This is a genomic window from Streptomyces sp. NPDC057963 (genome assembly GCF_042887155.1).
Taxonomy (GTDB): domain Bacteria; phylum Actinomycetota; class Actinomycetes; order Streptomycetales; family Streptomycetaceae; genus Streptomyces.
The window spans coordinates 142884-162570 of the sequence record NZ_JBHVPX010000007.1; the positions used below are offsets into that span (position 1 = coordinate 142884).

The 19687-nt window shown below is 72.6% G+C and carries 16 protein-coding genes; 12 read left to right on the forward strand and 4 right to left on the reverse strand.

Annotated features, from left to right (window positions below; translation table 11 throughout):
* Nucleotides 1-27 precede the first annotated feature (27 nt).
* A complete protein-coding gene (locus ACFVT1_RS18440) occupies nucleotides 28-207 on the reverse strand; it encodes a hypothetical protein (protein WP_389796441.1) in 180 nt (59 codons plus the stop codon).
* A gap of 22 nt (nucleotides 208-229) precedes the next feature.
* Here ACFVT1_RS18440 and ACFVT1_RS18445 point away from each other — a divergent pair, with 22 nt between their 5' ends.
* The 3 genes from ACFVT1_RS18445 (at nucleotide 230) to hemW (ending at nucleotide 5760) form a co-directional block, all read left to right on the forward strand.
* Nucleotides 230-2119, forward strand: coding sequence for an AMP-dependent synthetase/ligase (locus tag ACFVT1_RS18445; RefSeq protein WP_389796444.1), 1890 nt, complete (start codon nucleotides 230-232; stop codon nucleotides 2117-2119).
* A gap of 286 nt (nucleotides 2120-2405) precedes the next feature.
* A complete protein-coding gene (locus tag ACFVT1_RS18450; protein ID WP_389796938.1) occupies nucleotides 2406-4322 on the forward strand; it encodes a SpoIIE family protein phosphatase in 1917 nt (638 codons plus the stop codon).
* Between the two features lie 196 nt (nucleotides 4323-4518).
* Nucleotides 4519-5760 (forward strand): radical SAM family heme chaperone HemW, encoded by a 1242-nt coding sequence (hemW, locus tag ACFVT1_RS18455; RefSeq protein WP_389796447.1) that lies wholly within the window; start codon nucleotides 4519-4521, stop codon nucleotides 5758-5760.
* A gap of 170 nt (nucleotides 5761-5930) precedes the next feature.
* Here hemW and ACFVT1_RS18460 read toward each other — a convergent pair whose 3' ends face one another.
* Nucleotides 5931-6767 carry a DUF3097 domain-containing protein gene (locus ACFVT1_RS18460; protein ID WP_389796448.1) on the reverse strand — a complete coding sequence of 279 codons (837 nt, stop codon included), beginning with the start codon at nucleotides 6765-6767 and terminating at the stop codon, nucleotides 5931-5933.
* A gap of 25 nt (nucleotides 6768-6792) precedes the next feature.
* Entirely contained in the window at nucleotides 6793-7512 is a 720-nt protein-coding gene (locus tag ACFVT1_RS18465) for an MBL fold metallo-hydrolase (RefSeq protein WP_389796450.1), read from the reverse strand.
* A 197-nt stretch (nucleotides 7513-7709) separates the two neighbouring features.
* Here ACFVT1_RS18465 and hrcA point away from each other — a divergent pair, with 197 nt between their 5' ends.
* The 9 genes from hrcA (at nucleotide 7710) to ACFVT1_RS18510 (ending at nucleotide 18352) form a co-directional block, all read left to right on the forward strand.
* Nucleotides 7710-8726 (forward strand): heat-inducible transcriptional repressor HrcA, encoded by a 1017-nt coding sequence (gene hrcA / locus ACFVT1_RS18470; protein WP_093542656.1) that lies wholly within the window; start codon nucleotides 7710-7712, stop codon nucleotides 8724-8726.
* Nucleotides 8727-9863 (forward strand): molecular chaperone DnaJ, encoded by a 1137-nt coding sequence (gene dnaJ / locus ACFVT1_RS18475; protein WP_389796452.1) that lies wholly within the window; start codon nucleotides 8727-8729, stop codon nucleotides 9861-9863.
* A 161-nt stretch (nucleotides 9864-10024) separates the two neighbouring features.
* Nucleotides 10025-11098 carry a nitronate monooxygenase gene (locus ACFVT1_RS18480; RefSeq protein ID WP_389796455.1) on the forward strand — a complete coding sequence of 358 codons (1074 nt, stop codon included), beginning with the start codon at nucleotides 10025-10027 and terminating at the stop codon, nucleotides 11096-11098.
* The gene (locus ACFVT1_RS18485; protein WP_389796457.1) at nucleotides 11095-11841 is read left to right on the forward strand and encodes a 16S rRNA (uracil(1498)-N(3))-methyltransferase; all 747 of its coding nucleotides are present in this window, start codon (nucleotides 11095-11097) and stop codon (nucleotides 11839-11841) included. The genes ACFVT1_RS18480 and ACFVT1_RS18485 overlap by 4 nt, the downstream gene beginning before the upstream one ends.
* 114 nt (nucleotides 11842-11955) lie before the next feature.
* Entirely contained in the window at nucleotides 11956-12489 is a 534-nt protein-coding gene (locus ACFVT1_RS18490; RefSeq protein ID WP_389796459.1) for a hypothetical protein, read from the forward strand.
* 80 nt (nucleotides 12490-12569) lie between these two features.
* Complete coding sequence (locus ACFVT1_RS18495) at nucleotides 12570-15797, forward strand: S41 family peptidase (RefSeq protein WP_389796461.1); 3228 nt, start codon at nucleotides 12570-12572, stop codon at nucleotides 15795-15797.
* A 239-nt stretch (nucleotides 15798-16036) separates the two neighbouring features.
* Nucleotides 16037-16396, forward strand: coding sequence for a histidine triad nucleotide-binding protein (locus ACFVT1_RS18500; RefSeq protein ID WP_389796464.1), 360 nt, complete (start codon nucleotides 16037-16039; stop codon nucleotides 16394-16396).
* An 18-nt stretch (nucleotides 16397-16414) separates the two neighbouring features.
* Complete coding sequence (locus ACFVT1_RS18505; RefSeq protein WP_389796466.1) at nucleotides 16415-17323, forward strand: ribonuclease Z; 909 nt, start codon at nucleotides 16415-16417, stop codon at nucleotides 17321-17323.
* Nucleotides 17324-17359: 36 nt separating this feature from the next.
* Nucleotides 17360-18352: an adenosine deaminase gene (locus ACFVT1_RS18510; RefSeq protein ID WP_389796468.1), complete on the forward strand. Its 993-nt coding sequence runs from the start codon at nucleotides 17360-17362 to the stop codon at nucleotides 18350-18352.
* Here ACFVT1_RS18510 and ACFVT1_RS18515 read toward each other — a convergent pair.
* Nucleotides 18316-19674, reverse strand: coding sequence for an MFS transporter (locus ACFVT1_RS18515; protein ID WP_389796470.1), 1359 nt, complete (start codon nucleotides 19672-19674; stop codon nucleotides 18316-18318). The two genes, ACFVT1_RS18510 and ACFVT1_RS18515, sit on opposite strands and share 37 nt — an antisense overlap.
* Between the last annotated feature and the right edge of the window lie 13 nt (nucleotides 19675-19687).

Consider the following 19687-nt stretch of genomic DNA (forward strand, 5'->3'; position numbering starts at 1 on the left):
CGCTCTACCCTGATCACGACTCCGTAGTTACTCGCCAGTTAAACAAGCGGGATCGAGCATCGCGGGCCGGACACCGCAGGACAGACCCGCAGACGCACGCAGGAACACGCGCAGGAACAACAGGAACACGCGCAGGAACAACAGGAACACGCGCAGGAACAACAGGAACAAGCAGCAAGCAGCAACCAGCAGCCGGTCGTGAAGCACTGCCGCAGGCCCGGAGGATGTCGTGAGCGACGCACAGACCCTGATCGAGAACCGACCGCCCTCCGTGGCGAACCTCTTCGCCGACCGCGTGGCGGCCACCCCGGACGCGGAGGCCTACCGCTACCCGGTCCCGTCGGCCGCCGGCGCGGGGCCCGACGAGTGGAAGTCGCTGAGCTGGGCGCAGGCCGCCGAGCGCGTGTACGCCATCGCGGCGGGGCTGATCGGTCTGGGAGTGCAGCCGGAGGAGCGGATCGCGCTCGCCGCCAGTACCCGGGTGGAATGGATCCTCGTCGACCTCGGTGTGATGTGCGCGGGCGCCGCCACCACCACGATCTACCCGTCGACCAACGCCGAGGAATCGGCGTTCATCCTCTCCGACTCCGAGAGCCGGGTACTGATCGCCGAGGACGCCGGCCAGCTGGCCAAGGCCCGGGAACGCCGCGCCGAGCTGCCGAACCTCGCCCATGTCGTCGTCATCGACCCCGAGGACGCCGGGCCCGCCGAGGGCGACCCCGAGGGCTGGGTGCTCACCCTCGCCGATCTGGAGGCCCGCGGCGCCGAGCACCTGGCGAAGAACCCCGACGTGGTCAAGGAGCGGGTCGCCGCGATCACGGCCGACCAGCTGGCCACCCTGATCTACACCTCGGGCACCACCGGCCGCCCCAAGGGCGTACGCCTGCCGCACGACAACTGGTCGTACATGGCCAAGGCCACCGTCGGGACCGGGCTGATCACCAAGGACGACGTCCAGTACCTCTGGCTGCCGCTCGCCCACGTCTTCGGCAAGGTCCTCACCTCCGGCCAGATCGAGGTCGGGCACGTCACCGCCGTGGACGGCCGGGTCGACAAGATCATCGAGAATCTGCCGGTGGTCCAGCCGACGTACATGGCCGCGGTCCCCCGTATCTTCGAGAAGGTCTACAACGGCGTCGCCGCCAAGGCGCGGGCCGGCGGCGGGGCCAAGTACAAGATCTTCCAGTGGGCGGCCGGGGTGGCCCGCGAGTACGCGACCGTCTCGCAGGACAACTTCCGGCACACCGGCACCGCCTCCGTCCCCTTCGCGCTCGGTGCCAAGCACAAGGTCGCCGACACTCTCGTCTTCGCCAAGATCCGCGAGGCGTTCGGCGGAAGGCTGCGCGCCTGCGTCTCCGGCTCCGCGGCGCTCGCCCCCGACATCGGCTACTTCTTCGCGGGCGCCGGCATCCACATCCTGGAGGGCTACGGCCTCACCGAGACCAGCGCCGCCTCCTTCGTCAACCCCGGCGAGGCCTACCGCACCGGCACCGTCGGCAAGCCGCTCCCCGGCACCGAGGTACGGATCGCCGACGACGGCGAGATCCTGCTGCGCGGCCCCGGTCTGATGGAGGGCTACCAGGGGCTGCCGGAGAAGACCGCCGAGGTGCTGGAGGCGGACGGCTGGTTCCACACCGGCGACATCGGCGAGCTGTCCGTGGACGGCTACCTCCGGATCACCGACCGCAAGAAGGACCTCATCAAGACGTCCGGCGGCAAGTACATCGCCCCGGCGGAGGTCGAGGGGCAGTTCAAGGCGGTCTGCCCGTTCGTCTCCAACATCCTGGTGCACGGCGCGGACCGCAACTTCTGCACCGCCCTGATCGCACTCGACGAGCCGACCATCCTCGGCTGGGCCGCCGAGAACGGTCTGGGCGGGAAGTCGTACGCCGACGTGGTGGCCACCCCGCAGGCCGTCGCGCTCATCGAGGGCTATGTGAAGCGGCTCAACGAGGGGCTGCAACGCTGGCAGACCATCAAGAAGTTCCGGCTGCTTCCCCGCGATCTCGACATCGAGCACGGCGAACTGACGCCCAGTCTCAAACTGAAGCGGCCGGTCGTCGAGCGTGAGTACAAGAGCCTCATCGACGACATGTACACGGGGGCCCGCGAGGCGTAAGGGGCGTACGAGGCGTACGACGGGCTGTCGTCACGGACCGCGTCGCAGCCCGTCGCACCGGTCGGCGCACGCGGTCCGGTCGGCCGGTCCCGGTCGGCCGCAGGGCACCACCGCCCTGTTCCTTCCCGCTCATTTTCTCCGCTCACTTCGGCAACTCGTCGCTTGCGGGCATGGTCCATCTGTCACTCTGTCGGTGTCGTCAGTGGCGCCCAGCGAGATCAGACAGACAGAACGAGAACAGACAGAGCGAGAACAGGTCAGGAGCTGCGCCGTGGGGTCCATTCCCTTGCAGCGGGACATCGTTGAACGTCCCGGCACCACCGTCGGCCATGCGGACGCACGGCCCGTCGCCCGCACGTCCCTGCCCGGAAACCTCCTCGCCCCCTCCGCCGGCCGCCGGTTCGTCGAGGCGGCGCTCACCGAGTGGACCGGGCTCGGACTGCCGGCGGCCGTGGGCTTCAGCGAGCGTCTGGCCGACGACGCGGCGGTCGTCGTCAGCGAACTGGTCACCAACGCGGTCGTGCACGCCGGGACCAACGTCGAGCTGCTGTGCCGGCTGGAGGAGGCCACCGAGGACGAGGTCGCGGCCCTGGTACTGGAGGTCTCCGACCACCACCCGGCGCGCGCCGTGCGCAGCGAGCGCCGGGAGGGCGGCGGCCCGGCCGACGCGGCGGAGAGCGGGGTCACCGCCGGGCCCGCCGACTACGGTCGCGGACTCCAGCTCGTCGGCACGCTCGCCGAGCGCTGGGGCATCACCTACCGCACCGGCCTCAAGACCGTCTGGGCCCGGCTCCCCGTCGACGACTGGAACCCGTTCCCCGAACCCTCCGCCGAGCCCGGATTCCAGCAGGGGCTGCGCGCCGCCGAACTGCTCGCCCCCACCGCGCGGCGGGCCCTGCGCGACGACGCGGACTGGGCCGGCCGCGGCGCGCTCTCCTTCCTCGCCGAGGCCTCGGACCTGCTGGCCGGCCAGCTCGACGAGGACATCGTGGCGGCGCTCGCCGGACAGTTACTGGTGCCCAGGCTCGCCGACTGGTGCGCGATCTGGCTGGAGCCCGAGAACGGCGGCCCCTCGGCCGTCCCCCGGCTCGCCAGCGTCTGGCACCGCGACGAGGCCGAGACCGGACAGCTGCGCACGGTGCTGGAGCAGGGCCCGATCCGGCTGCCCGAACGGGTGGGCACCGGGCCCGTCTCCATGCCCTGGCCCGAGGGAGAGGAGGACGGCGAGAAGACCGACGAGCACGCCGAGTCCGCTCTCGCCTACCGGATCACGTCGGGCGGCCGGACACTCGGCGCCGTCCTCCTCGGCCGGGAGGGCACGGCCCGCGTCCCCGACGAAGTGACCGCCCTGATCGAGGACTTCGTGCGCCGGGTCGGCCTCGCCGTCGGAGCCGCCCGTGCCTACACCCGGCAGGCCACCATCAGCCGCATCCTGCAACGCGCGCTGCTGCCCGGCAAGGTCGCCGACATACCCGGCGTCACCAGCTCACTGGTGTACGAACCCAGCGACGACGGGGTCGTCGGCGGCGACTTCTACGACATCTTCCCGTGCCCCGGTGACCGCTGGTGCTTCGTCCTCGGCGATGTCCAGGGCAGCGGTCCCGAGGCCGCCGTCGTCACCGGACTGGCCCGGCCCTGGCTGCGACTGCTGGCCCGTGAGGGTTTCGGCGTCGGCGAGGTGCTGGACCGGCTCAACCGGCTGCTCCTGGACGATGCGATGGAGGCCGCCGAGGCGGCCGCGCTCATGGTGGCCGCGGCGGGCGGCCAGCAGACGGCGGACACCGGACAGTCCCGCTTCCTCTCCCTGCTGTACGGGGAACTCGTGCCGCTGCCCGGCGGCGGCGTGCGCTGCACCGTGGCCAGCGCCGGCCACCCGCTGCCGCTGCTGCTGCGGCCCGACGGCCAGGTGCGTCCGGCCGCCGAGCCGCAGATGCTGCTCGGGATCTTCGACGACGTCGCGTACGAGAGCCAGAGCTTCGAGCTGGCACCGGGCGACAGCCTGCTGTGCGTGACCGACGGCGTGACGGAGCGGCGCTCCGGGACGCTGATGTTCGACGACGGGGACGGCCTGGCCCAAGCGCTGGCGGACTGCGCCGGCCTGTCGGCGGACGGGATCGCGGACCGGATCAAGCGGGCCGTGCACGAATTCGCCGAGCGGCCGCCCGATGACGATCTGGCGCTGCTGGTGCTGCAGGCGGGGTGAGCGCAAGGGCGGGGCGGCCGGGCGGGGCCCGCCGGGTGCGGCCCGGTGGGGCGGTCCGGCGGTGGGGCCCGGCGCGGTGGCCCGGCGGTGCGGTCCGGTGGAGCGGCCCGGCGCGGTGGCCCGGTGGGGCGGTCCGAGGGTGCGTCCCCGTCCGTGATCACGAGCGTGGCTCGGAGGTCCCGGGCGGCGAGCGACAATGGGCGGTATGCCTTCCGTACTGCCCGATGGTGAACCCGTACCCGACGACGGGGCGCTGCCCCGCCATGCCCTGGAAGGCGCCGCCGACCGGCCGCTCGGCTTCTACCTGCACGTGCCCTACTGCGCGACCCGCTGCGGCTACTGCGACTTCAACACGTACACCGCCACCGAGCTGCGCGGCTCCGGCGGTGCGCTGGCCTCCCGGGACAACTACGCCGCCCATCTGATCGGCGAGGTCCGCCAGGCCCGCAAGATCCTCGGCGACGATCCCCGCCAGGTCCGTACGGTCTTCGTCGGGGGCGGTACGCCGACCCTGCTGGCCGCGGCGGACCTGGTACGGATGCTGGGGGCGATCCGCGACGAGTTCGGGCTCGCGGACGATGCCGAGATCACCACCGAGGCCAACCCGGAATCCGTCGGTCCGGCGTATCTGGCCGAGCTGCGGGAGGGCGGCTTCAACCGGGTTTCGTTCGGGATGCAGAGCGCGCGGCAGCACGTGCTGAAGATCCTCGACCGTACGCATACGCCGGGGCGGCCCGAGGCGTGTGTCGCCGAGGCGCGGGCGGCGGGCTTCGCTCACGTCAACCTCGATCTGATCTACGGAACGCCCGGGGAGTCCGACGACGACTGGCGGGCCTCGCTGGACGCGGCGATCGGGGCGGGGCCGGACCATGTGTCGGCGTACGCGCTGATCGTCGAGGAGGGCACCCGGCTGGCCCGGCGGATCCGGCGCGGCGAGATCCCGATGACCGACGACGACGCCCACGCGGACCGCTATCTGATCGCGGACGAGGCGATGGCCGCGGCGGGCTTCTCCTGGTACGAGGTGTCGAACTGGTCCCGCACGCCCGAGGGCCGGTGCCTGCACAACGAGCTGTACTGGCGCGGCGCCGACTGGTGGGGCGCCGGTCCCGGGGCGCACAGCCATGTCGGCGGGGTGCGCTGGTGGAACGTGAAGCATCCGGGGGCGTACGCGCAGGCCCTGGCCGAGGGGCGGTCGCCGGGGGCCGGGCGCGAGATCCTCTCCGCGGAGGACCGGCGGGTCGAGCGGATCCTGCTGGAGCTGCGGCTCGCGGACGGGTGTCCGCTGTCGCTGCTGGCACCGGCGGGGCTGGCCGCGTCCGAGCGGGCGGTGGAGGACGGGCTGCTGGAGCGGGCGCCGTACGGGGCGGGGCGGGCGGTGCTCACGTTGCGGGGGCGGTTGCTGGCGGACGCGGTGGTGCGGGACCTGGTGGACTGAGGGGGCGGGGCGTACGCGGGCCCGGGAGGAGCGAGTTCCGGGGCGTACGCGGGCCCCTGAGGAACGGGCCCGGGGTGTACGCGGGTCCCTGAGGAGCGCGTCCCGGGGCGCACGCGGGGCCCCGACGGGGGCCGCTCCTCAGGGCCCGGCCCCGCCCCGGGGCCGGCTCCTCAGGCGCCGGGGAGGCTGTCCTCGGGCGCCGTCACGAAGTCGATCAGGTGTTCCACGGAGCCCAGCAGCGCCGGCTCCAGATCCCGGTACGACCGCACCGTGGACAGGATGCGCTGCCAGGCCGCGCCCGTGTTCTCCTCCCAGCCCAGCGCGCGGCACACGCCCGTCTTCCAGTCCTGGCCGCGTGGGATCACCGGCCAGGCGGTGATCCCCACGGACGACGGCTTCACCGCCTCCCACACGTCGATGTAGGGGTGGCCGACCACCAGGACGTCCGCGTCCGACACCTGGGCCGCGATCCGGGACTCCTTGGAGCCGGGAACCAGATGGTCGACCAGGACGCCCAGCCTGGCGTCCGGGCCGGGGGAGAACTCGCGCACGATGGCCGGGAGGTCGTCGATGCCCTCCAGGTACTCGACGACCACGCCCTCGATCCGCAGATCGTCGCCCCAGACCCGCTCGACCAGCTCCGCGTCGTGACGGCCCTCCACATAGATCCGGCCCGCCCGTGCGACCCGGGCGCGCGCGCCGGGCACCGCGACCGAACCCGAGGCCGTACGCGCCGGGCGTGCGGGAGCGGCCGCCGACGGGCGTACGAGCGTGACCACCCGGCCCTCCAGCAGGAAGCCGCGCGCCTCCATCGGGAACACCCGGTGCTTGCCGAAACGGTCCTCCAGGGTCACCGTCGGTCCCTGGGCCGTCTTCTCGCAGCGGATCACCGCACCGCAGAATCCGGTGGAGACCTCCTCCACGACCAGATCGGGTTCGGCGGGGACCTCGGGAACGGGGGCGGACCTCTTCCACGGCGGGGTCAGGTCCGGCTGGTAGCTGCGCATCGGAAGACGATAGGACGGGAACAGGTCACGACACGCCGAAGAGGGCGGCCAGCCGGTCGCGCTGCGCCCTGACGAACGCCGCGTCCACCACCTGCCCGTGCCCCGGCACGTACACCGCGTCCTCGCCCCCGAGCGCCAGCAGCCGGTCCAGCGCGGCCGGCCAGCGGGCAGGCACCGCGTCCCGGCCCGCCTGCGGTTCACCGGACTCCTCGACCAGGTCGCCGCAGAGCACCACCGCGGGGGAGCCGGGGACGAGCGCCACCAGGTCGTGGCCGCTGTGGGCGGGGCCCACGTTCGCCAGCAGCACCTGACGGCCGCCCAGGTCGAGCGTCCACTCGCCGCACACCTCGTGGTGGGGCGCCACCACCACGCCGGCGGCCTCCGCCGCGTCGTGCTCGGACAGCCCGTGGCGGACCGCGGAGGCGTACAGCGCGTCCGCCCCGGACTTCAGCAGGTCCGCCATGCCGACCGCTCCGTACACCTGGACGCCGGAGAACGCCGCGGTGCCCAGCACATGGTCGAAGTGCGGGTGGCTGAGTGCGATATGCGTCACCTTCCGGCCGAGCAGGGCCTGTGCCTGGGCACGTACTTCGGCGCCTTCGCGGAGCGTCGATCCGGTGTCGTAGAGCAGTACTCCATCGGCTCCGACCACCAGCGCGACGGTCGCATCCCATCCTGGAAGGCGCCGTCGGCCCATTCCGTGACCGAGTCGCTCCCAGCCGAACTCTTCCCAAGAGACGTTCATACCGGGACGCTATCGGCAACGACCTGCGTGGTCACGCGGTAGCGTGGCCGGTCGCCCTTGCTAGGTCCCCACTCGGCCGCCGTACACTGGCCGGGGGATTGCTGGCACTCGCGAGGACAGAGTGCCAGGCGGATTCCTGGGAATGAAACAGGGAACGGCCCGAGAACCACCGAGGAACACAGCTGGAGGTGTGCGCCATGCTCAGCGAACGCAGACTCGAAGTGCTGCGCGCCATCGTCCAGGACTACGTCGGCACCGAGGAGCCGGTGGGCTCCAAGGCGCTCACCGAGCGGCACAAGCTGGGGGTCTCCCCGGCCACCGTCCGCAACGACATGGCGGTGCTGGAGGACGAGGGCTTCATCGCCCAGCCCCACACCAGTGCGGGGCGTATCCCGACGGACAAGGGCTACCGGCTCTTCGTCGACAGGCTCGCGGGCGTCAAGCCCCTCTCGTCGCCGGAACGCCGGGCCATTCACAACTTCCTCGACGGCGCCGTCGACCTCGACGACGTCGTGGGCCGCACCGTACGGCTGCTCGCGCAGCTGACCCGGCAGGTCGCCATCGTGCAGTACCCCTCGCTGACCCGGTCCACGGTGCGGCATGTGGAACTGCTGTCGCTGGCGTCCGCCCGGCTGATGCTCGTGCTGATCACGGACACCGGCCGGGTCGAACAGCGCATGATCGACTGCCCCGCCCCCTTCGGTGAGACCTCTCTCGCCGATCTGCGGGCCCGGCTCAACAGCCGGGTCGTCGGACGCCGTTTCGCGGATGTCCCGCAGCTGGTGCAGGACCTGCCGGAATCATTCGAGAGCGAGGACCGGGGAACCGTGTCCACCGTGCTCTCCACCCTGCTCGAAACCCTCGTCGAGGAGACGGAGGAGCGGCTGATGATCGGCGGCACCTCCAACCTCACCCGCTTCGGGCACGACTTCCCGGTGATGATCCGGCCGGTGCTGGAGGCACTGGAGGAGCAGGTCGTGCTGCTGAAGCTGCTCGGCGAGGCCAAGGACTCAGGCATGACCGTACGGATCGGGCACGAGAACGCCCACGAGGGGCTCAACTCCACGTCCGTCGTCGCGGTCGGCTACGGTTCGGGCGACGAGGCAGTCGCCAAACTCGGCGTGGTCGGACCGACCCGCATGGACTACCCCGGAACGATGGGAGCGGTACGCGCAGTGGCACGTTACGTCGGACAGATCCTGGCGGAGTCGTAAGTGGCCACGGACTACTACGCCGTACTCGGCGTGCGCCGCGACGCATCTCAGGACGAGATCAAGAAGGCATTCCGGCGGCTCGCCCGCGAGCTGCATCCGGATGTGAACCCCGATCCGAAGACCCAGGAGCGGTTCAAGGAGATCAACGCCGCCTACGAGGTGTTGTCGGACCCGCAGAAGAAGCAGGTCTACGACCTCGGCGGCGACCCGCTGTCCGCCTCCGGCGGCGGTGGCGCGGGCGGGTTCGGACAGGGTGGCTTCGGCAACTTCTCCGACATCATGGACGCGTTCTTCGGTACGTCGTCGCAGCGCGGGCCCCGTTCGCGCACGCGGCGCGGCCAGGACGCCATGATCCGGCTGGAGATCGATCTCGCCGAGGCCGCGTTCGGCACGACCAAGGACATCCAGGTCGACACGGCCGTGGTCTGTACGACCTGCAGCGGCGAGGGTGCCGCGCCGGGCACCTCCGCCCAGACCTGTGACATGTGCCGCGGCCGCGGCGAGGTCTCGCAGGTCACCCGGTCCTTCCTCGGCCAGGTCATGACCTCGCGGCCCTGCCCGCAGTGCCAGGGCTTCGGCACGGTCGTGCCGACCCCGTGCCCGGAGTGCGCCGGCGACGGCCGTATCCGGTCCCGGCGCACGCTCACCGTGAAGATCCCCGCCGGTGTCGACAACGGCACCCGCATCCAGCTCGCGGGCGAGGGCGAGGTCGGCCCCGGCGGCGGCCCGGCCGGCGATCTGTACGTGGAGATCCACGAACTGCCGCACGCGGTGTTCCAGCGCCGCGGTGACGACCTGCACTGCACGGTCACCATCCCCATGACGGCGGGCGCGCTCGGCACCAAGGTGCCGCTGGAGACGCTCGACGGACTGGAGGAGGTCGACATCCGGCCCGGCACCCAGTCCGGCCAGTCGGTCCCGCTGCACGGCCGCGGCATCACACATCTGCGCGGCGGCGGGCGCGGCGATCTGATCGTGCACGTCGAGGTCATGACCCCGACGAAGCTGGACCCGGAGCAGGAGAGGCTGCTGCGCGACCTGGCGAAGCTGCGCGGCGAGGAGCGGCCCACCGGCCAGTTCCAGCCCGGACAGCAGGGGCTGTTCTCCCGTCTGAAGGACGCCTTCAACGGCCGCTGACGGTTCCCGGGGACGGTTTCGTACGCCGTCCCCGCGGCACCGTTCCCGAACGCCGGACGGGCTCGCTCACCGAGCCCGTCCGGCGTTCGCGCACAGATTTGAGGACAAAGGGGACCCGGGCCGGGCACGCCACGGCGGGCGGGACGTGACACGATGCGGTCATGTCATCCGTGTTGACCGATCTCTGCCGGTATCCGATCGTGCAGGCCCCGATGGCGGGTGGTGTGTCCTGTCCGCAGCTCGTCGCGGCCGTCGCCGAGGCGGGCGGGCTGGGCTTCCTCGCCGCCGGGTACAAGACGGCGGACGGCATGTACAACGAGATCAAGCAGCTGCGCGGGCTGACCGGTCAGCCCTTCGGCGTCAATCTCTTCATGCCGCAGCCGGTACTCGCCGATCCGAGCGCCGTCGAGGTGTACCGGCATCAACTCGCCGGTGAGGCCGCCTGGTACGAGACCCCGCTCGGCGACCCGGATTCCGGTGGTGACGACGGCTACGACGCCAAGCTCGCCATCCTCCTGGAGGACCCGGTCCCGGCCGTCTCGTTCACCTTCGGCTGCCCGACCCGCGACACCCTCGACGCGTTCGCCGCGGCCGGCACGTACACCGTCGTGACGGTCACCACGCCCGAGGAGGCCCAGACCGCCCAGTGGGCGGGCGCCGACGCGGTCTGCGTCCAGGGCATGGAGGCGGGCGGCCACCAGTCCACCCATCGCGACGACCCGCAGACCGACGGCACCGGTATCGGACTCCTCTCCCTGGTGACCCAGGTCCGCGAGTCCGTACAGGTGCCGATCATCGCCGCGGGCGGGCTGATGCGCGGGTCGCAGATCACGGCGGTGCTCGCCGCGGGCGCGGAGGCGGCGCAGCTCGGTACGGCGTTCCTCGTCTGCCCCGAGTCCGGGGCGAATCTGCTGCACAAGCAGGCGCTGACCAACCCGCTGTTCGTACGGACCGACCTGACCCGGGCGTTCTCCGGCCGCCCGGCCCGCGGCCTGGTCAACCGCTTCATGCGCGAGCACGGCCCGTACGCCCCCGCCGCGTACCCGCAGGTCCACTATCTGACCGCCGGTCTGCGCAAGGCGGCGGCCAAGGCCGGTGACGCCCAGGGCATGGCCCTGTGGGCGGGGCAGGGGCACCGGCTGGCACGCGAGCTGCCCGCCGGCCGGCTGGTCGAACTGCTCGCCGAGGAACTGGACGCCGCACGGGCGGCCGTGAACACAGGGAGTACGCAGTGACCGCACCGGTCTTCGTCGTCGAACAGGTCCCCGGCGGGCCCGAGTTCGTCCTGGAAGGGCCCGAGGGGCGGCATGCCGTGTCGGTGAAGCGGCTGCGAGCCGGTGAGGACGTCGTGCTGACGGACGGCCGCGGCCGGTGGACGGAAGGAGTCGTCGGGGCCGCCGAGGGCAAGGACCGGCTCGTGGTCGTCGACCTGGTGACGGTCCACGAGGAGCCGCACCCCGCACCCCGCATCACGGTCGTCCAGGCCCTGCCCAAGGGCGACCGGGGGGAGGTCGCCGTGGAGACGATGACGGAGACCGGTGTCGACGCGATCGTGCCCTGGCAGGCCTCGCGCTGCATCACGCAGTGGAAGGGCGACCGCGGCCTCAAGTCCCTCGCGAAATGGCGCAACACCGCCCGGGAGGCGGGCAAGCAGTCGCGCCGGGTGCGCTTTCCCGAGGTGGCGGACGCGATGACGACCAAACAGGTGACGGCACTTCTGGCCACGGCCGACTTCGCCGCCGTCCTGCACGAGGACCGCGAGCACGACAGCGAGCCACTGGCCGCCGTCCAACTCCCCACCCGGGGCGAGATCGTGCTGGTCGTCGGCCCCGAGGGCGGTGTGTCGCCGGACGAACTGGCGGTCTTCGCCGCGACGGGCGCCCGGACCTGCCGGCTCGGGACGTCCGTCCTGCGCACCTCGACGGCGGGTACGGCCGCGACGGCGCTGCTGCTGGGGCGCACCGGCCGCTGGTCGTGAGACCGGCCGGCCCGGGTGCCGGCCGGTCCGCGTTCCCTGCGATGCGCCGGCGCCCGCCCGGAGTGGCCGCAAACCGTCTACCACCCCGCGGGTGAATGGTGGGAAGCTGCCCGTATGGGGACAACAAGGGCATGGGGTCGGATCGGGACCCGCCGCTTTCTGGCCGCGTCCGCGCTCGCGGGCGCGGCGGCCGCCGGTGCGGTGGCCTGTGAGCCGGTGGGCGGGCTGAACTCCGCGTCCATCGCCGTGACCACCGACCGGACCGGCACCAGCGCCCTGGAGCGCAACGGGGTCGACGTGCAGTGGCTGAGCTGCACGGCGGATGCCGGCGGGGCCCGGACCGGAGGCGCGTCGCCCTCCGCCTCCGCACACCGGATCGCGAACGTCGACTGCACCGGACGGACCGGGAGCGGCAAGGCCATCACGATCGACGGCAAGGTGACTCAGGAACTCGACGGGCGGTGCGTGCGGGGGGACCTGACCGCGAAGGCCGGCGGGAAGGTCGTCTTCCGGGCAGATGTGCTGGGCAACTGCAACGCCGCCCCGTCGACCGGCGGCTGGGCGAATCCGCCCATGGGCGGCGGCAGCGGCGTCCGGCCGGCGGTCACCGTGACGGTCACGGTGACCGAATCTCCCTGGGGCAAGTGAGCGCGTCCGGCACCGGGCCACCCGGCGGACTCCGGCCAACCCAGTTCCGCGGAGCACGCCCGCGGCCTAGGGTGATCGATGTGACGCAGCCTGCCTACCTCCGATACCCCCATGTCCAGGGCGATTTGATCGCCTTCACCGCCGAGGACGATGTCTGGCTGGCGCCGCTGGACGGCGGCCGAGCCTGGCGCGCCAGCGCCGACAACCGACCTGTCACCAACCCGCGGATATCCCCCGACGGGACCCGGGTCGCCTGGACGTCCACCCGGGACGGGGCGCCCGAGGTGCACATTGCACCGGTCGACGGCGGCCCCTCCGAGCGGCTCACCTTCTGGGGCGACGCGCGGACCTCCGTACGCGGCTGGACGCCCGAGGGCGACGTACTGGTCATCAGCACCCAGGGGCAGGCGTCGCTGCGGCGCAGCTGGGCCAGGGCCGTCCCGGTCGACGGCGGACCCGCGCGGACCCTGCCGTACGGCCCCGTCGGCTCCCTCGCGTACGGGCCCGGCGGACGGCTCCTGCTGCTCTCGGTGACCATGGGGCGTGAGGCCGCCGCCTGGAAGCGCTACCGGGGCGGCACCGCGGGCAAGTTGTGGATCGCGCAAGAAGAGGCGGGCGACGGCCCGGTGGAGTTCGTACGGCTCCACGAGGACCTCGACGGGAACCTCGAATCCCCGATGTGGGTGGGCGACCGTGTCGCCTTCCTCTCCGATCACGAAGGCGTCGGCGCGCTCTACTCCTCGCTCCCCGACGGCTCGGATCTGCGCCGCCACACCGCCGCCGAGGGCTTCTACGCCCGCCACGCGACCACCGACGGTACGCGCGTCGGCTACGCCTCGGCCGGTGAACTCTGGCTCCTGGACGACCTCGAAGGCGCCGCGCCCCGCCGCCTCGACATCCTGCTCGGCGGCCAGCGCGCCGACCTCCAGCCCCACTCCGTGCACGCCGGCAGCCACCTCGACGCCGCGTCCCCGGACCGCACGGGCCGCGGCAGCGCGGTCGGGACGCGCGGCGCCGTCCACTGGGTCACCCACCGCGAGGGCCCGGCCCGCGCGCTCGCCGTCGAACCGGGTGTGCGGGCGAGGATGCCCCGCACCTTCCAGGCCGACGGCGACCAGCACGTCGTCTGGGTCACCGACGCCGAGGGCGACGACGCCCTGGAGTGCGCGCCCGCCACCGGCACCGCACCGGGCTCGGTACCGCGCCGCCTCGCCGCGGGCCGAATCGGCAGGGTTCTCGACCTCGCCGCGGCCCCCGACGGCAGCCGGTTCGCCGTCGCCGCGCACGACGGGCGGGTGCTGATCGTCGAGCGGGAGAGCGGCGAGGTCCACGAGGTGGACCGCAGCGAGCACAGCGACGCCTCCGGCCTCGTCTTCTCGCCCGACTCCTCCTGGCTCGCCTGGTCGCATCCCGGGCCCGAGCCGCTCAGGCAGCTCAAGCTCGCCCACCTCGCCGATCTCTCGGTCGCCGAGGCCACCCCGCTGCGCTTCCGGGACTTCTCCCCGGCCTTCACCACCGACGGCAAGCACCTCGCGTTCCTCTCCGAGCGGTCCTTCGACCCGGTCTACGACGCCCATGTCTTCGACATGGCGTTCGTCGGCGCCTGCCGCCCGCATCTGCTGACGCTCGCCGCCACCACGCCCTCCCCGTTCGGGCCGCAGCGCCACGGCCGCCCGATCGAGAAGGAGAAGGGCGGCGAGGGCGAGGACAACCCGACCGCACTGCCCGTCACCCGGATCGACCTCGAAGGGCTCGCCGACCGGATCGTGCCGCTGCCCGTCGAGGCCGCCAGCTACTCCACGCTGCGCGCCGCGAAGGACGGCCTGCTGTGGCTGAACCACCCGGTCACCGGGGTGCTCGGCACGAGTGGTGCCACCCCCGACGCCCGTCTGCCCGAGACCGTCCTCGAACGGTACGACCTGGAGAAGCTGCGCTGCGAGGAACTCGCCTCGGACGTCGGCGGGTTCGAGGTCAGCGGCGACGGCAGGCGGATCGCCCTGCAGGCCCGGGGCAAGCTGCGCATCGTGCCGTCCGACAGCCGGGTCGCGGCCGGCGACGACGACCACGACGGCGACAGCAGCGTCACCGTCGACCTCTCCCGGATCCGCCGGACCCTCGAACCGGCCGCCGAGTGGCGCCAGATGTACGACGAGGCCGGGCGCATCATGCGGGACAACTTCTGGCGTCCCGACATGGGCGGCATCGACTGGGACGGGGTCCTGGACCGCTACCGCCCCGTGCTGGAGCGCGTCGCCACCCACGACGACCTGATGGACCTGCTGTGGGAGGTGCAGGGGGAGCTCGGCACCTCGCACGCCTATGTGACACCGCCCGCCGGGTGGCGCGACGACTCGGCCCGGCAGGGGCTGCTCGGCGCGGACATCTCCCGCACGGACGAAGGCGGTTGGCGCATCGACCGCATCCTGCCGTCCGAGACCTCCGACCCGGAGGCCCGCTCGCCGCTCGCCGCACCCGGCGTGGCGGTGCGCGTCGGGGACGCGATCCTCGCCGTCGACGGCCACCCGGTCGACCCGGTGGCCGGCCCCGGACCGCTGCTCACCGGCTCCGCCGGCAAGCCGGTCGAGCTGACCGTCTCACCGGTGGACGGCGGCGACCCGCGCCATGTCGTGGTCGTACCGGTCGCCGACGAGGAGGCGCTGCGCTACCACGCGTGGGTCGCGGACCGCAGGGCCTACGTCCACGAGCACTCCGGCGGACGCCTCGGCTACCTCCACGTCCCGGACATGGTCGGCTCGGGCTGGGCGCAGCTCCACCGCGATCTGCGGATCGAAGTGGCCCGGGAGGGGCTGGTCGTGGACGTCCGGGAGAACCGCGGCGGTCACACCTCGCAGCTGATCGTGGAGAAGCTCGCCCGGCGCATCGTCGGCTGGGACCTGCCGCGCGGCATGCAGCCGTTCAGCTATCCGGCGGACGCGCCGCGCGGCCCGGTGGTGGCCGTCGCCAACGAGTTCTCCGGCTCGGACGGCGACATCGTGAACGCCGCGATCAAGGCGCTGCGCATCGGACCGGTGGTCGGCACGCGCACCTGGGGCGGGGTCGTCGGCATCGACAACCGGTACCAGCTCGTGGACGGGACGTCGGTCACCCAGCCCAAGTACGCGTTCTGGCTGGAGGGTTACGGCTGGGGCGTGGAGAACCACGGGGTCGATCCCGACGTCGAGGTCGTGATGACGCCGCAGGACCATGCGGCCGGGCGCGATCCGCAACTGGACGAGGCGATCCGGATCGCGCTCGCGTCGCTGGCACAGACCCCGGCGAAGCGGGCGCCGGAGCGACCGGGGGCGTAGCGGGGGAAGAACACGGGAGGGGGCGCGGCGCGCCTGCGGCGGACGCCGTCCCCTCCCGGCGTCCGGGGGCTCTGCCCCCGGCCCCCGCTCTTTCTCCGCCCGGACTCCCGCTTCGTTCCCCCCGGGCCCCGCTTCGTTCGCCCGGACCCCGCTTCGATCGCCGGAGGGGCTCGATTCACGCCCCCACCGCCCCGATACCATGCCGTACAACGATCACCACCGACCGAGGAGCCGACCCCATGGCGGGAGAACCGCAGCCCGACTGCCTGTTCTGCAAGATCGTCTCGGGTGAGATCCCGGCAACCATCGTCCGGGAGACCGAAACCACCGTCGCCTTCCGGGACATCAACCCCCAGGCCCCCACCCACGTACTCGTCATTCCCCGCCTCCACCACCCGGACGCCGCCGCGCTCGCCGCCGCCGATCCGGCCGTCGCCGCCGACATACTGCGCGAGGCCGGGCACGTCGCCGCCGACGAGAAGATCGTGGACACCGGCTACCGGGTCGTCTTCAACACCGGCGCCGGCGCCGGGCAGACCGTCTTCCACGCGCACGCCCACGTCCTGGGCGGCCGCGGACTGCAGTGGCCCCCCGGCTAGAACGGGCGATCGCACACCGTGTCCGTACGCGAACTCGTGGTCCTCGGCACCGCCAGCCAGGTCCCGACCAGGCACCGCAATCACAATGGCTACCTGCTGCGCTGGGACGGCGAGGGCATCCTCTTCGACCCCGGCGAGGGCACTCAGCGCCAGATGCTGCGGGCCGGCGTCGCCGCGCACGACATCGACCGGATCTGCGTCACGCACTTCCACGGCGACCACTCGCTCGGCCTGGCCGGGGTGATCCAGCGGATCAACCTCGACCAGGTCCCGCACCCGGTCACCGCGCACTACCCGGCGAGCGGACAGCGCTTCTTCGAGCGGCTGCGGTACGCGACCGCCTACCGCGAGTCCGTCGAGCTGACCGAGGCTCCGGTCGCCGCCGACGGGGTGCTCGCCACCACGGACACCTACACGCTCAGCACCCACCGGCTCTCGCACCCCGTCGAGTCGTACGGCTACCGGCTCGTCGAACCCGACGCGCGCCGCATGCTGCCCGCGAAACTCGCCGAACACGGCATCGCGGGGCCCGACGTCGGCCGGATCCAGCGCGAGGGCGCCCTCGGCGGCGTCACGCTCGACGACGTCTCCGAGCGCAGGCGCGGCCAGCGGTTCGCGTTCATCATGGACACAAGGCTCTGCGACGGCGTGCACGTGCTCGCCGAGGGATGCGACCTGCTGGTCATCGAGTCGACCTTCCTGGACGAAGACGAACGGCTCGCCGCCGACCACGGCCATCTGACCGCCGGCCAGGCGGCCCGGGTGGCCCGGGACGCGGGCGTACGCCACCTCGTGCTGACCCACTTCTCGCAGCGGTACGACGACCCGGCCGTCTTCGAGACCCAGGCCCGCGCCGCGGGGTTCGAGGGCGAACTGACCGTCGCCCGGGACCTCGGCCGGGTCCCCGTGCCCACCCGGCACGTCTGAAACATCGGCACCACCATTTGTGAGCGTGAAAAACCCGTGCATCTCCCCAAAGCCGAACTCCACCTCCACATCGAGGGAACCCTCGAACCCGAGCTGGCCTTCGCGCTCGCCGAACGCAACGGCGTGCGGTTGCCGTACGCGGACACCGAAGAGCTCCGCACCGCCTACCTCTTCGACGATCTGCAGACCTTCCTCGACCTGTACTACGCCCTGATGGCCGTGCTCCGGACCGAGGAGGACTTCGAGGAGCTCGCCGACGCGTACCTCACCCGCGCCGCCGCCCAGGGCGTCCGGCACGCGGAGATCTTCTTCGACCCGCAGGCGCACACCGCGCGCGGCGTCCCGATCGGCACCGTCGTCGAGGGGCTCGGCCGGGCGCTGGACCGCAGCGAGGAGAAGCACGGCATCTCCACCCAGCTGATCATGTGCTTCCTGCGCGACGAGTCCGCCGAGTCGGCGCTGCGGACCCTGGAGTCCGCGAAGCCGTATCTGCACCGGATCAGCGCGGTCGGCCTCGACTCGGCGGAGGTCGGGCACCCGCCCGCCAAGTTCCGCGAGGTGTACGAGGCGGCGGGGGCGCTCGGGCTGCGCAAGGTCGCCCACGCGGGCGAGGAGGGCCCGCCCGAGTACATCCGGGAGGCCCTGGACGTCCTCGGGGTCGAGCGCATCGACCACGGGCTGCGCTGCATGGAGGACGCGGAGCTGGTGAAACGGCTGGCCGCCGACCGGGTGCCGCTCACCCTCTGCCCGCTGTCCAACGTACGGCTGCGCGCCATCGACACCCTGGAACAGCACCCGCTGCGGGCCATGATGGAGGCCGGACTGCTCTGCACGGTGAACTCCGACGACCCCGCCTACTTCGGCGGCTATGTCGGGGACACCTTCCGGGCGGTCCACGAGGCGCTCGGTCTGGACCGGGAGCAGCTGCGCACACTGGCCCGCAACTCCTTCGAGGCGGCCTTCCTCGACCACGACGAGGAGCGCAGGGCGCGCTATCTGTCCGAGGTCGAGGCGTACGCGTTCGACTGACCGGCCCCGCCCGACGGGCCGGCCGTCCGGAACGCGTTCCGGACCGGGCGCCTGCGGCGCAGCGCGGGCAGGCTGATCTCCGCGACGGCCTGCTCGGGCGCGCCCAGCCGGGGCACGGCGCCGGGCACCGCCCCGGTGGTGACGGCGAGCAGCGCGGCCGGGGCGCCGCCCCTGCGGCGGACCGATCCCGGCACCAGCGGGCGGCCCCCGGTGTGCAGGGCGACCGCCGTGATCGGGGTCGCGACCAGGAGCGTGACGGCGCCCAGGACCAGGCCCATGACCGGGTACCCGGCCTGTTCGGACAGCACGCTGCCGAGGACGGGTCCGCAGGCCACTCCGACGGATGAGGCGGAGCCGGCGAGGACCGCCCAGCGGCCGCGTACGTCCAGGGACGCGGCCAGGCCGATCAGGTACGACAGGACCACCGGGTAGACGGTGTTCCACAGGATCTCGCCGGTCGCGAACGAACCGAGGTTCCCGGCGGACGAGCTGAGCACGATGCTCGCCGCGATGATCACGGTGCCCAGACCGATCGGCACCGCCCGGCCGAGCTTCGCCCCGAGCACCCCGGCGCCCATCACGCCGAGCAGTCCCGCACCGAGCGCGGCGGCGAACACCGCGCCGACGCTGACCTCGGAGAGCCCCGCCTGGGCCACCCCGATCCGGCTGCTGACACCCCACAGCGCGTTCTGCGCCATGGACCAGACGAGCATGCCGCCCGCCAGGACCAGACCGGAGCGGCGGTGCGGCAGCCGGCCGGTGGCGGGGGCGGCGGGACCGCTGCGTGCGGCGTCGCCGAGCCGTGCGGTGGCGGGCCAGACGAGCAGGGCGACCAGGGCGATCGAGGCGAACGGCAGCCGGTGGCCGCCGCCGAGATGCGGGATCGTCAGATAGAGGGCACCCGCCGTCGCGGAGACGCTCAGCAGCCCGAGCGACGAGGTCCGGTGCGGATCGCGCTGCGCGGCGATGCCCGACGCGGCCACGGCGGTCGCGGTGCCGGAGCCGAAGCCGCCGATCACCGCGCCCGTGACCACCAGCGGCACGGAGCCCGCCAGCGCCGCGCAGCCGTACCCCGCCATGGCCAGCACGAGCCCGATCCGCGCCGGTCTTTGCGGCCCGTACGCCTCGACCCGGCCCGCCAGCGTGAATCCGGCGGTCGCGGAGCTCAACAGCAGGGCACTGCCCACCAGACCGGCCTGGGCCGTACTGAGGCCGAGGTGGACGGAGAGCCGCCCGACGATGGTGGGGAGCAGATAGGCGGCGAGGTAACCGGCGGTGAACACGGCGACCAGGGGCCACGCGGCGCGAGGGCGCGAGGACATGGGCGTTCCTGAA

Excerpts from the sequence above, each read along its gene's own strand:
- ACFVT1_RS18465 (WP_389796450.1), bottom strand. The coding sequence starts at position 7,512 with ATGAACGTCTCTTGGGAAGAGTTCGGCTGGGAGCGACTCGGTCACGGA.
- ACFVT1_RS18500 (WP_389796464.1), top strand. The coding sequence starts at position 16,037 with ATGGCGGGAGAACCGCAGCCCGACTGCCTGTTCTGCAAGATCGTCTCG.
- ACFVT1_RS18515 (WP_389796470.1), bottom strand. The coding sequence starts at position 19,674 with ATGTCCTCGCGCCCTCGCGCCGCGTGGCCCCTGGTCGCCGTGTTCACC.
- hemW (WP_389796447.1), top strand. The coding sequence starts at position 4,519 with ATGGGCGGTATGCCTTCCGTACTGCCCGATGGTGAACCCGTACCCGAC.
- hrcA (WP_093542656.1), top strand. The coding sequence starts at position 7,710 with ATGCTCAGCGAACGCAGACTCGAAGTGCTGCGCGCCATCGTCCAGGAC.
- ACFVT1_RS18460 (WP_389796448.1), bottom strand. The coding sequence starts at position 6,767 with ATGCGCAGCTACCAGCCGGACCTGACCCCGCCGTGGAAGAGGTCCGCC.
- ACFVT1_RS18490 (WP_389796459.1), top strand. The coding sequence starts at position 11,956 with ATGGGGACAACAAGGGCATGGGGTCGGATCGGGACCCGCCGCTTTCTG.
- ACFVT1_RS18480 (WP_389796455.1), top strand. The coding sequence starts at position 10,025 with ATGTCATCCGTGTTGACCGATCTCTGCCGGTATCCGATCGTGCAGGCC.